This window comes from Mesorhizobium sp. B2-5-4, from assembly GCF_006441095.1.
GTDB classification, from domain to species: domain Bacteria; phylum Pseudomonadota; class Alphaproteobacteria; order Rhizobiales; family Rhizobiaceae; genus Mesorhizobium; species Mesorhizobium salmacidum.
Window position 1 is genome coordinate 1 of record NZ_VFUR01000030.1, and the last position, 13,194, is coordinate 13,194.

Genomic DNA, 13,194 nt, shown 5'->3' on the forward strand with positions numbered 1-13,194 from the left:
GCGTTGAAGGGCGGGCAGGTAGGAACCGACCGCTATTTCTCGTCCATCCGTGACGGCCTTCAGAATTGACCATGACGATCGATGCTCTCGTGCGGCGAATAGAATGTGTGCCGTACTCAGTTCTGGAGTCAATCATCGCCTCCTCCTCCTCCCAAGCGCGAACTCACGTCCGGTTTCTCGAGCAAGGGCACTCCGCCGTAAACACCCAAGCAAGTACAAGATAATATTAACGTTTCGGCTCGGGGTAGATTTCTGAACTGAATATTGGACTCAACGTGATAAATCAGATATTGCTAATATGAATAAAAAACAGGGGACGCTACTCAAACACGGTAGCTCCGGAGACGTGAATGCTTGGGTGGTTTGCGCCCCCCAACTGCGTGAACGCATCGCCATGGCCTGAACCATGAGTTCCCTTCGTACACGCAAACTCCGAGCTAGCGGCAGCGCCGGGTAAGCCCCACGGCTATCACCAGGGGTGTGTTATGGCGAACAAATTACCGAAGGCCGACAAAATCACCGTTAATGGTTTGGAGGATCACCTTTCCACGATCGTGTTGAGCGGGTCGGACCCGGACGGGTCGGTCACGGGATATTCCGTAAGTTCATTGCCGTCGAACGGCACACTCTACCTCGATGCCGCACACACGACCCTCGCAGCCATCAACACGGTTTACGCGAGCAAGACGTTTTATTTTTTGCCCGGATTGAATTTCAACGGTGCTGCCTCTTTCAACTACAATGTCGTCGATAACAAAGGCGGTATTTCCTCAAGTTCGGCGTCTGTCACGATCAACGTAGCGGCGGTAAATGACGCACCGATTTTAGATCTCAACGGCGCTGCTGGTGGGACTTCCACAACCCTTTCCTATTCGCCAGGCGGCTCGGCCGCACGGATCGCCCCTTCTGCAACGGTTGCCGACATTGACTCCTCCAAGTTCGGCGGCGGCTCGCTGCGGGTCTCGATTACCCAAAATAAGGCGGTGTCGGACCAGATCACTATCTCCACAGACGCGTCGGTGACGATATCGAATGGTTCTGTGTTCGTCGCGGGCATCAAGGTCGGAACGGTCTCCGGCGGCAGCAACGGTTCCGACCTCGTCGTCAGCCTGGTCAGCGGGGCGACACCCAGTTCAGTCTCCGTGCTTCTCGAGCACATTTCCTATTCGAATTCATTGGGCAGCCCACCTACGTCCGCTCGCACTGTGGCATTCACCCTGGTGGACGGCGGTGGGACCGCAAACGGCGGGACCGATACGGGACTTGCGACGGCCACGATTAACGTCGGCGCGGGCAATCACGCCCCGACTGGTGCGGTGTCGGTCGCCGGCGTGGCGACGGAAGACCATGTGCTGACTGCCTCCAACACGCTGGCCGATGCCGACGGGCTCGGTACGATCAGCTATCAGTGGCAGCGCAACAGCGGCTCGGGCTTTACCAACATCGGCGGGGCGACGAACACCACCTATACGCTTGGCGACACCGATGTCGGTGCCACGGTGCGCGTGGTGGCGAGCTACACCGACGGGCACGGCATGGCCGAGGCTGTGCCGAGTGCCGCGACCGCGGCCATCGCCAACGTCAACGATGCCCCGACCGGTTCGGTGACGGTCGCCGGCGGGGCGACGGAAGACCAGGTGCTGACGGCTTCCAACACGCTGGCCGATGCAGACGGGCTCGGCACCATCAGCTACCAGTGGCAGCGCGACACCAGCACCGGCTTTGCCAACATCGGTGGCGCGACGAACACGACCTACACGCTTGGCGACGCCGATGTCGGCGCGACGCTGCGCGTGGTGGCGACCTACACTGACGGTCATGGCACGCCGGAATCCGTGGCGAGCGCCGCGACCGCGGCTATCGCCAACGTCAACGATGCCCCGACCGGTTCGGTGACGGTCGCCGGCGTGGCGACGGAAGACCAGGTGCTGACGGCCTCCAACACCCTAGCTGATGCAGACGGGCTCGGCACGATCAGCTATCAATGGCAGCGCCACACCGGCTCCAGCTTCGTCGACATCGGCGGGGCGACGAACACGACCTATACGCTGGGGGATGCCGATGTCGGCGCGACGATCCGCGTGGTGGCGAGCTACACCGACGGCCACGGCAAGGCAGAGTCTTTGAGCAGTGCGGCGACCGAGGTGGTCGCGCCTGTTCAGGATGGATACGTCATTGATGGTTACATATCAGGCGCCACGGTGTTTGCCGACGCTAACGGCAACGGCCAATTCGACGCTGGTGAGTATTCGGCAGTTACTGACAACTTCGGGCACTTTGTACTCCAGGGGGGATCAGAAGACCTTGTTGTCGTTGGGGGAACAGATACGTCGACCGACCAAGCCCTAATTGGAAAGCTGACGGCACCATCGGGGTCAGCGGTTGTTACTCCGCTGACAACTTTGATCACGCTTCTGGTCAATGACCCAGCTTCAAATCTGGATGTCGCAGACGCCGAAGCACTGGTGCGCGGCGCTTTAGGCCTTGCGCCGGGTAGCGATCTCCTGACACTCGATCCCGTCACGGCAGCTTTCCAGAACAATGCCGATACTTTCCTTGCCGGCATTTCCGTCCTGAACACGGTCAGCATGGTCGCGGCCGCGATTGCTGGCGCCGGCGGAGATCAGGATGCCGCCGCAAGCAATGTTTTTTCGGCGATTGCAAACCAGATATTGGGTCTTGGGGCGGGGGAGATCCTTGACCTGACGAGTTCATCGACGATCGATGCCATTGCTGACGGTGCTGCGACTGTTGCTCTGGATACCGATCTCCTTCAGGCGCTTGAAGAGGTCGTGGTTGCCAGCAATCAAACATTGGCGGACGATGCCGCGACCGCTTCAACGCCTGCGCAATTGGTCACAAACGCCACTGCCACGGCTTTTGTTGCCCAAGGCAGAGCTTCCGATGCCTTGGCCACCGCGGCAGATGACCCCGGCCAAATCGGTACTGTCGTCAATTCATATACTGGCGTTGGGCTTGATGCCGCTGTCAGTTCAGCTCTGAACCAGATCGGCGACATTGCGCCCGTCGTACAGGCCCATGCCACCCTAACGGAGGGAGCCGACAATCTCGAACCATCGATCCTCAATACGAGGGTTATATCGACCGCGCCGAGCCTGAACCCCACGGACAGCATCGACCTTGGGGGTGGCTATGACGTGCTGGCGCTGTTTGGGAACGGCAGCTTCGACCTGAATGGGCCGTCGGTTCTGGCGGGCGTCGATGAGGTGCGGCTCACCTATGTGAACGGTTCCGGTCCCTCCGCGCTCACGCTGCGCGACGGGATGGACGTTTCGGTGAGTGTCAGCGGTTTCGGCAACGAGACGTCGATCTATCTGTCTTCGGGCAATGTGTCGCTCGACCTGGACGGCATCAATGGGGGCTTTTACCATTTATCGAGCGGCACTGCGATCATTGATGGATCGGATAGCGGCTTCGACGACTCATCCTATTATTTCTCGACCGGCGAGGCCACCGTCTCGGACGCCAATGCCGGCCGCAACCTCTATTATCTGTCGAGCGGGACTGCGACCATCCATGCCGGAGGAGCGTACGATTACGATGCCGACCACGGCTACAATTACTACTATCTTGCCGATGGCACCTATGCCCTGCACGGGGCCGATGCCAACCAGGATATCTTTGTCCTGAACAATGCCGCGCAGCTTCAGACGGGTAGCCTGATCGATGGTGGCACGGGCAGCTACAATGAGGATGGTTTCACCTATTCACTAAAAGACACCGTCGCGTTTAATGGCTCCTTCGACATCACGGTTCCGTTTTCGACGACGATCTCCAACATCGAGGCCTTCTCGATCGGTGGCACGCTCAAGGTCGGCCAAGCGAACCTGGCGGGCATCAGCTCCATCAGTGGCGGTACGCTCACCACCGCGGAGGCCGCGCTCGACCTGTCGGGAATGACTGTCAGCTCCCGGATCGAGAGCAGCAATGCCGACGGCACCACCTTCACCGTCGCCGACGTTGCCGCGGCGTCCCATGTCTATGGCGGAGAGGGCAACGATACCCTCGTCGCCAGCGGCTTCACGCTCTCCCCTGATCAGAGGGACAGCATTTTTTTGACAAGCTCAGTCGAAGCCATCCGTGACGATAGCGGGCTCTACGGCAACGATCTGCCCAACGTTCTGTACGCAATCGCCAATGACATCATGACCGGCCAGGGAGGTAGCGACACATTCGTATTTTCGGCAGGTTTCGGGAGCGCGGTGATCAAAGACTTCACACCGGGAAGCGATATAATTCGGATCCCCGATGAGCTTTTCGCTTCACCTCAGATCTTGGATCATGCGACGCAGCAAAATGCGGATGTCGTTTTCGAAACACTGACTGGAGATATTCTCAGTCTCTACAACGTGAACCTCGCAAGTCTAGGCTCAAATGACTTCGACTTGGTATGATGGCGAGCGGAGTCCGCTCCCCCGGACGGAAAGGCGCTTGTTCCCCTGGATAACGAATGTCTTTTGCCGCTTGCCCACCAGGGCAGCGCCTAGCGCCGAAGCGCGACTGCCGTGGGCGAGGCGCTTGCGATTGTTGGCCGAAGCATCGCAGGCGCCCTCCCCTTGGCCCACAAGGCGATAGAGGTCTTGGCCTATGTCCTATTGGCGGTACCGATTGCCGCTGCGCTGCTCGCCGTCAAGGACGTGGCACAGCTGGACCTTGCGCGAGTTGCCCGCTTGGCCACCTTAAATGGCGGTGTACTGTCCGGGGGTTGACGTTAGCACGATCGGCAACGCCCCTGCAGTTTTTCGGCGAACTTACCCGCTCAGCAAACGATTTGAGTGACTGCACTGTGCTGGCAGATCCCTCCTCCGACTCGCCCCGACAGGCTGGTGCAGCGCGGCTCAATGTCTGGACGCCGCTACAAGCTGGCATGAGGCCGCCTTCCTACGACAGCAACGAAGTGGAAGAATGCGGGTCCGATCATTTGCAGCCGGCGAAATCGGAGTTGCCGTATGTGTCGCGGCAGCTGGCACCGACGTCGCAAAGCTAAACATCGATGCTTGGCTAATCGACAAGATTGCACGCTATAATTTGCCCAAACGGTATCTGTTCTGGACCGAACTGCCAAAGTCCGGTTATGGAAAGGTGTCGAAGAAGAGGGTCAGGGAATTGCTCGCTAACCAGGTCTAACCGACGGTAGCCAACAATGTTATCTGGTAAGACAATAATCCATGCTTGTTGTGAGCGACTGCCTCGGCCAGCGAGTGTTGGTTTTAAGGTTCGCAGTTCGGGGAAGCAATTGTGGTTCAGGCGGATGCGCCTCCGTCGAGACCTCCGGCTTGTGATGTCTGCTCTCAGGCTTCGACCAGCGTATCTCAACGACCGACGTGAGCGCAAAGCGGTCGTCCAGGTCTTGGCAGACGTAAGCCGTCTTTGAGTAAAACCCGGTCGTTCAGAGCAGTTGGGCTTTGACTCTAGGCGGCCTTCTTCGCCAACCGCGCTTTAATGCTGGCGACGTCGGCGCGTGGCGTCGCGGCGAACAGCGTCCTGGTGTAGCCGTGCTTGGGGTCGGCGAAGACCTCGTCGCGCGAGCCGTATTCGACGGCCTCGCCGAAATACATCACCATCACGTCGTCGGCGATATAGCGCACCACCGAAAGGTCGTGGCTGATGAAGACATAGGTCAGCTGGAATTCATCCTGCAGGTCGGCGAGCAGGTTGAGCACCTGCGCCTGCACCGACAGGTCGAGTGCGGAGACCGGCTCGTCCAGCACCAGCAGGCTCGGGTTCAGCATCAGCGCACGGGCAATGGCGATGCGCTGGCGCTGGCCGCCCGAAAACATGTGCGGATAGCGGTTGTAGTGTTCGTGACCGAGGCCGACCTTCTTCAGCATCTTCATGGCGAGGTCGCGCCGTTCGGCGGCCGGCTTGTCGGTGTTGATCAGCAGCGGCTCGCCCAGCACGTCGCCGATCTTCTGGCGCGGATTGAGCGATCCGTAAGGGTTCTGGAAGACGATCTGCACCTTGCGGCGCATCTCCTTCGTCAATCCGCCCTTGGCGATGTCGACCTTGTTACCGTCGATGAACAATTCGCCTGACGTCGCGGGATCGATCAAGGTGATGATGCGGGCGAGCGTGGACTTGCCACAGCCGCTTTCGCCGACGATGGCCAGCGTCTTGCCCTTGTCCACCGTGAACGAGACGCCCTTGACCGCATGCACGGTGCGCGGTCCGGTGAACAGGCCGCCGCCGATATGGTAGTCGCGAACGATGTTCTTGCCTTCGAGGACCGTGGTGCTCATGCGGAGGCTCCCGCTGCCGAGGGGGCAGGCTCGAACAGCATGTCGGAAACGGTCGGCAGCCGGTCGCCGACGGCGTTTTCCGGCAACGCCGAGAGCAGCGCGCGGGTGTAATTGCTCTTCGGCGATTCAAAAAGCGACAGCACATCGGCCTCTTCCATCTTGCGGCCCTTGTACTGGACGATGACGCGGTCGGCGGTCTCGGCCACCACGCCCATATTGTGAGTGATCATGATCAGGCCCATGCCGTATTTGGCCTGCAGCGAGACGAGCAGATCGAGGATCTGCTTCTGGATGGTGACGTCGAGCGCGGTCGTCGGCTCGTCCGCGATCAAAAGCTTCGGATTGCAGGCAATGGCGATGGCGATCATGACGCGCTGGCACTGGCCGCCCGACATCTGGTGCGGAAACGAGCTAAGCCGTTCTTCCGGATCGGCAATGCCGACCAGCTTCATCAGCTCGATGGCGCGGGTCCGGCGCCGGGCGCGATCCATGCCCATGTGGAAGCGCAGCACTTCCTCGATCTGGAAGCCGACCGTGAAGCACGGGTTGAGGCTGGCGATCGGTTCCTGGAAGATCATCGAGATCTCCTTGCCGACAATCTTGCGGCGTTCGGACGGGCTGAGCTTCAACAGGTCGACGCCGTCGAAGGCCATGCGGTCGGCCTTGACGGTCGCGGTGTTTGGCAACAGCCCCATGACCGCCAGCATCGACACCGACTTGCCGGAGCCGGACTCGCCGACAATGGCCAGCACCTCGCGCGGCTCGACCGAAAGATCGATACCTTGCACGGCCATGAACGGTCCGGCGGCGGTGTCGAAGGAAACGGTAAGGTTCTTGATCTCAAGCAGGGACATGCTCACGACCTCTTCAGCTTGGGGTCGAGGGCGTCGCGCAGGCCGTCGCCGATCAGGTTAATGGCAAAGACGGTGATCAGGATGGCGAGGCCGGGAAAGGTCACCACCCACCATGCGCGCAGAATGAACTCGCGCGCTTCGGCGAGCATCGTGCCCCATTCGGGTGTCGGCGGCTGCGCGCCCATACCGAGGAAGCCGAGTGCGGCCGCCTCGAGGATGGCGTTGGAGAAGGACAGCGTCGCCTGCACGATCAGCGGGGCGATACAGTTGGGCAGGATGGTGACCAGCATCAGCCTGAGATGGCTGGCGCCGGCGACCTTGGCCGAGACGACATATTCGCGGGTCTTCTCCGCCATTACAGCGGCGCGGGTCAGCCGGGCGAAGTGTGGCTGCAGCACGAAGGCGATGGCGATCATGGCGTTGACGAGGCCAGGGCCGAGCACCGCGACCAGCACCAGTGCCAGCAGCAGCGACGGGAAGGCCAGGATGATGTCCATGATGCGCATGATCAGCGTGTCGACCCAGCCACGGCAGTAACCGGCGAGCAGGCCGAGGATGACGCCGGAGATCAGCGCCGTGGTGACGACGACGAAGCCGATGGCGAGCGAGAAGCGCGAGCCATAGATCAGGCGCGAAAGCATATCGCGGCCGACGGCGTCGGTGCCGAGCAGGAACTGCGCGTTGCCGCCCGTCTGCCAGGCCGGCGGCGTCAGGAAGAAGTCGCGGAACTGATCGTCCGGCGAATGCGGGGCGAGCAGTGGCGCGAAGATGGCGATCAGGATCAGCAGGGCGAAGACGAAGAGACCGATCACCGCGCCCTTGTTGATCGAGAAATAGTGCCAGAATTCGCCGAACATCTGCAGCCGCGCGTCCTGCGGCTTGACGATGGTCGCGGCTTCGATGGCGGCTGGGCCTTCATTGCTCATGTCAATTCGCCCGGATACGCGGGTTGATGACGGCATAGAGCACGTCAACGATAAGGTTCACCGACATGACGATCAGCGCGATCAAAAGCAACCCGCCCTGCACGGTGAAATAGTCGCGCTTGGAAATGGCGTCGATCATCCACTTGCCGATGCCCGGCCACGAAAAGATGCTCTCGGTCAGGATGGCGCCGGTGAGCAGCGTGCCGACCTGCAGGCCGATGGTGGTGACGACCGGGATCAGCGCATTGCGGAAGGCATGCAGACCGATGACACGGCGCGGCGCCAGGCCCTTGGCGCGCGCGGTGCGTACATAATCCTCGCCCAGCACTTCGAGCATGGCCGAGCGCGTCTGCCTGGCGATGACCGCCAGCGGAATGGTGCCGAGCACGATGGTGGGCAGAATGAGGTGCGACACCGCCGAGCGGAAGGCGCCCTTCTGGCCCGAGATGAGGGAATCGATGGTCATGAAGCCGGTCACCGGCTTGAAGAAGTAGAGAAGGTCGATGCGGCCCGAGACCGGTGTCCAGTGCAGCGTACCGGAGAAGACGATGATCAGCAGCAGGCCCCACCAGAAGATCGGCATGGAATAGCCGGCGAGCGCGGTGCCCATGGTCAGCTGGTCGAACCAGGAGCCGCGGCGGATTGCGGCGAAAATGCCGAAGGCGACACCGAAGATGATGGCGAAGATCATGGCGAAGATGGCGAGTTCGACAGTCGCCGGGAACCGCACGAGGAAATCCTTGAGCACCGGCGTCTTGGTGGAAAACGAGGTGCCGAAATCGCCACCGAGGATGTTGGCCAGATAGGTCAGATATTGTTGCCAGATCGGCAGGTCGAAACCGAACTGATGCATCAGCGCCGTGTGGCGTTCGGGCGACAGGCCACGTTCGCCCGCAAGCACCAGCACCGGATCACCGGGCAGGATGCGCACGAAGCCGAAAGCGAGGATGGTTATCCCGATGAAGGTCGGGATGATGAGGGCGAGCTTGCCGAGGATATAACGCAGCATGGCGGGCGAGGTGGGGCGGCGCCCTGTGGCGCCGTCCCGTTTCGCGAACCTTATTCGGCGATATCGACGCCGTCAAAGCGATGGATGCCGAGCGGATCCATCGCGAAGCCGGAGACTGTCTTCTGCATCGGCATGAACACCTTGGAGTGGGCGAGCGTCGCCCACGGTGCCTGCTCCTTGAAGATGACCTGTGCCTGTTCGTAGAGCTTGGTGCGCTCGGCCTGATCGGAAACCGTCTTGGCCTTGTTGATGAGCGCATCGAAGTCCTTGTTGCACCATTCCGCGCGGTTGTTCGAACCGACGGAAGCGCAGCTCAGGAGCACGCCGAGGAAGTTGTCCGGATCGCCATTGTCGCCGGTCCAGCCGACGATGACGGCGCCGTCGTGATCGACCGCCGAAGCGCGCTTGAGGTATTCACCCCAATCATAGCTGACGATGTTGACGGTGACGCCGACCTTGGCGAAGTCGGCCTGGATCAGCTCGGCGGTGCGGCGCGCGTTCGGCATGTACGGACGCGACACGGGCATGGCCCAGACGTTCATCTTGAGGTCCTTGACGCCGGCCTCTTCAAGCATCTTCTTGGCCGCGTCCGGATCGTACGGATCGTCCTTCACGTCCTTGTTGTAGGACCACATGGTCGGCGGGATCGGGTTGATCGCCACCTGGCCGGCGCCCTGGAACACGGCGTCGATAATGGCCTTCTTGTTGATGGCCATGTTGAGCGCCTTGCGGACGCGCACGTCGTCGAACGGCTTCTGCTGGGTGTTGTACATCAGCGCGCCGACGTTGAGGCCTTCCTGCTCCGCGACCGTCAGGTTCGGATCCGCCTGCAAGCCGGCGATGTCGGCCGGCGCCGGGTAGGACATGATGTTGCATTCGCCCGCCTTCAGCTTCTGCGCGCGCACCGCCGGATCGGTGGTGATGGCGAAGACCAGATCGTCGATCTTCTGCTTGCCGCCCCAATAGTCCGGGTTGGCCTTGTAGCGGATGGCGGCGTCGGTCTGGTAGTCGACGAAGATGAACGGGCCGGTGCCGACCGGCTTCTGGTTGAACAATTCAGGCGTCTTGTCGGCCTGCAGCTTGTCGGCATATTCCTTCGAGACGATCGAGGCGAAATCCATGCCCAGCGTCGGAATGAAGGTGATCGCCGGCTCCTTGAGGGTGAACTTCACCGTGAGGTCGTCGACCTTCTCGACCTTGGTGATGTTGTCGCCGAACTGATCATTGTAATACTGATAGGCAATGCCCGGTATGTACTGGAACCAGGGGCCGTTCTTGTCGACCTGGCGCTGGAACGAGAACACCACGTCGTCGGCGTTCAGGTCGCGCGTCGGGGTGAAGTAGTCGGTGGGCGCGAACTTGACGCCCTTGCGCAGCTTGAAAGTATATTCCTTGCCGTCGTCGGAAATCGCCCAGCTGTCAGCAAGGCCGGGCGAGACCGAGGTCTTGCCGTGATCGAATTCGACGAGGCGGTTGAAGACGGTACGCGAGGACGCATCGAACGTCTGTCCCGCAGTGTACGGCGCCGGATCGAAACCTTCCGGCGACGCCTCCGCGCAATAGACCAGAGTTTTCGCGTTGGCCACGCCGCCCAGGACGCTTGCAGCCAGCAACGCGGCTGCAAAAGTCAATTTCTTCTTCATTGAGCACTCCCTGATGTTCTTCCAAGCCCCTCTATCAGGCTCGCGAAGCGCGCATATAAGCACCGTTTTTCCGGCTTTGGAACACCCCGTTTGCTTACCCCGCGGGAAGCAGGAAAAAAATCCGCGATTCTGCTAAATGGCAGAAAAAATTAGCAGTTTTTTCTATTCACGATATTATTAACGACCGCATTTTTTTATTGATCCGACGTCCGGCACCAAGGGTGCCGCGCGCCGTCTTCATCCGGCCATAAATGCGGAAAAAATGCCGGTTCCAAGTACAGCCGGCGGGAACGATTTCCGACGGCAAATCTTTCGGGGTCTTGCCGCAAGGGCAAGACTTGCACCGTCGCCGATAGAGGCAATACATAGGTGCACATGCTGGCGGCAGCGGAGGACGTTTCCATCAATCCGGAGGCGGCGCGGCGCGGCCCAACGAGAAACAGGCGACCAGGGTTGTCGAGGAGGAACGGGTGGCAAAAGCATCGAAGGCGCCAGTGAAGGCGTCGGCCAAGGCGGTCTCGAAACCAGCCGGTGGGCAAGGCAAAGCCGCAGCCGCAAAAGCGGCGGCCAAACCCGCCAAGAGCACCCCCACGGCGAAAGCAGCGGCCACCGCCAGCAAGAAGCCGGCGACGAAAGCCGCGCCGGCAAAGGCGTTCGCGACCAAGGCCGAATCGGGCAAGGCCGGAACGACGAAGAGTTCGCCACCAGCGAAGGCTGCACCTGTATCGAAACCGGCGACCCCGGCCAGCCAGCGGCTGCCGAAGGCGCTCACCGAACTCGCCGCCGGCCTGCCGCAAAAGCCATGGCTCAACAGCTATCCCAAGAACATGCCGGCCGAGATCGGCGCCCTTCCCTACAGTTCCATCGGCGACTTCCTCGTTGGCGCCTGCAAGCAGTTCGCCGGTCAGCCGGCTTTCACCTGCATGGGCAAGTCAATCACCTACGCTGAACTCGAACAGCTATCGGCGGCCTTCGGTGCCTATCTGCAGTTCACCGGATTGCAGAAGGGGGCGCGCGTCGCCCTGATGATGCCGAACGTGCTGCAGTATCCCGTGGCGATGATGGCGGTCGCCCGCGCCGGCTTCACGGTGGTGAACGTCAATCCGCTCTACACGCCGCGCGAACTGGAGCATCAGCTCAAGGATTCCGGGGCGCAGGCCATCGTCATCCTCGAAAACTTCGCCAACACCTTGCAGGCGGTCGTCGCCAGGACCTCGGTCAAGCATGTCATAGTCGCCGCCATGGGCGACCTGCTCGGCGGCCTGAAGGGCTCGATCGTCAATCTGGTCGTGCGCCGCGTCAAGAAAATGGTGCCGGCCTGGTCATTGCCCGGCCATGTCAAGTTCAATGCGGCCCTGAAGGCTGGCCGCGGCATGGCTTTCAAGCCGGCCACGGTGGCCGCCAGTGATGTCGCCTTCCTGCAATATACCGGCGGCACCACCGGAATCTCGAAAGGCGCGACCCTCTCGCACAGCAATGTACTGGCCAATGTCGCGCAGAATGCGCTGTGGCTGCAGGACGCCTACACCGTCAAGCCAAAGCCGGGGCATCTCAACCTCGTCTGCGCACTGCCGCTCTACCATATCTTCGCGCTGACGGTGAATGCGCTGATGGGCATGCAGATGGGCGGCCAGAACATACTGATCCCCAATCCGCGTGACATTCCCGGCTTCGTCAAGGAAATGGGCAAGTATCCGATCCATATCTTTCCGGGCCTCAACACGCTGTTCAACGCGCTGCTCAACAATGAGGACTTCCGCAAGCTCGACTTCAAGCCGCTGCTCTTGACGCTGGGCGGCGGCATGGCGGTGCAGAAGGGCGTCGCCGAGCGCTGGAAGGCGCTGACCGGGTGCCCGATCAGCGAAGGCTACGGCCTTTCGGAGACCTCGCCGGTAGCGACGGCCAACAAATTCAGTTCCGGCGACTTCACCGGCACCATCGGCCTGCCGCTGCCCTCGACCGAAATCGCCATCCGCGACGACGACGGCAACAACGTGCCGCTCGGCGAGGTCGGCGAGATCTGCATCAGGGGACCGCAGGTGATGGCGGGTTACTGGAACCGGCCGGACGAGACCGCCAAGGTGATGGCCGAGGACGGCTTCTTCAAATCGGGCGACATGGGTTTCATGGACGAACGCGGCTACACCAAGATCGTCGATCGCAAGAAGGACATGATCCTCGTTTCCGGCTTCAACGTCTATCCGACCGAACTCGAGGAGGTCGTGGCGGCCCATCCCGGCGTGCTCGAAGTGGCGGCGATCGGCGTGCCGGACGAGCATTCGGGCGAAGTGCCGAAGCTGTTCATCGTCAAGAAGGATCCGGCCCTGACGGCCGAAGCCATCACCGCCTTTTGCCGTGAGAACCTGACCGGCTACAAGCGTCCCAGATACATCGAGTTCAGGACCGAATTGCCGAAGACGCCGGTCGGCAAGATCCTGCGGCGGGCTTTGCGCGAGTAGTGCGTGATAGTCCTGCCGACGGCGAGGCGCCGGACAACGATTT

7 protein-coding genes are annotated in these 13,194 nt (G+C 61.0%); 2 read left to right on the forward strand and 5 right to left on the reverse strand.

All coding sequences use genetic code 11. The annotated features are described in order from the left end of the window. Positions 1-485: 485 nt before the first annotated feature. The gene (locus FJ492_RS26255) at positions 486-4,415 is read left to right on the forward strand and encodes an Ig-like domain-containing protein (RefSeq protein ID WP_140773058.1); all 3,930 of its coding nucleotides are present in this window, start codon (positions 486-488) and stop codon (positions 4,413-4,415) included. A 1,017-nt stretch (positions 4,416-5,432) separates the two neighbouring features. Here the strand turns inward: FJ492_RS26255 and FJ492_RS26260 are convergent. From FJ492_RS26260 to FJ492_RS26280, 5 genes are all read right to left on the reverse strand, one after another. Further along, positions 5,433-6,260, reverse strand: coding sequence for a dipeptide ABC transporter ATP-binding protein (locus tag FJ492_RS26260; RefSeq protein WP_140746336.1), 828 nt, complete (start codon positions 6,258-6,260; stop codon positions 5,433-5,435). Further along, positions 6,257-7,114, reverse strand: coding sequence for an ABC transporter ATP-binding protein (locus tag FJ492_RS26265; RefSeq protein WP_140773060.1), 858 nt, complete (start codon positions 7,112-7,114; stop codon positions 6,257-6,259). Before FJ492_RS26265 ends, FJ492_RS26260 begins: the two co-directional genes overlap by 4 nt. A gap of 2 nt (positions 7,115-7,116) precedes the next feature. Next, positions 7,117-7,971, reverse strand: a complete 855-nt coding sequence (locus tag FJ492_RS26270; RefSeq protein ID WP_246672893.1) for an ABC transporter permease subunit — start codon at positions 7,969-7,971, stop codon at positions 7,117-7,119. Between the two features lie 70 nt (positions 7,972-8,041). Continuing rightward, positions 8,042-9,049: an ABC transporter permease subunit gene (locus tag FJ492_RS26275; RefSeq protein WP_140716583.1), complete on the reverse strand. Its 1,008-nt coding sequence runs from the start codon at positions 9,047-9,049 to the stop codon at positions 8,042-8,044. 50 nt (positions 9,050-9,099) lie between these two features. Continuing rightward, positions 9,100-10,692 carry an ABC transporter substrate-binding protein gene (locus tag FJ492_RS26280; protein ID WP_140509230.1) on the reverse strand — a complete coding sequence of 531 codons (1,593 nt, stop codon included), beginning with the start codon at positions 10,690-10,692 and terminating at the stop codon, positions 9,100-9,102. A 470-nt stretch (positions 10,693-11,162) separates the two neighbouring features. Between FJ492_RS26280 and FJ492_RS26285 the strand changes: the two genes are divergently transcribed. After that, a complete protein-coding gene (locus FJ492_RS26285; protein ID WP_140773064.1) occupies positions 11,163-13,151 on the forward strand; it encodes a long-chain fatty acid--CoA ligase in 1,989 nt (662 codons plus the stop codon). The last annotated feature ends 43 nt before the right edge of the window (positions 13,152-13,194 follow it).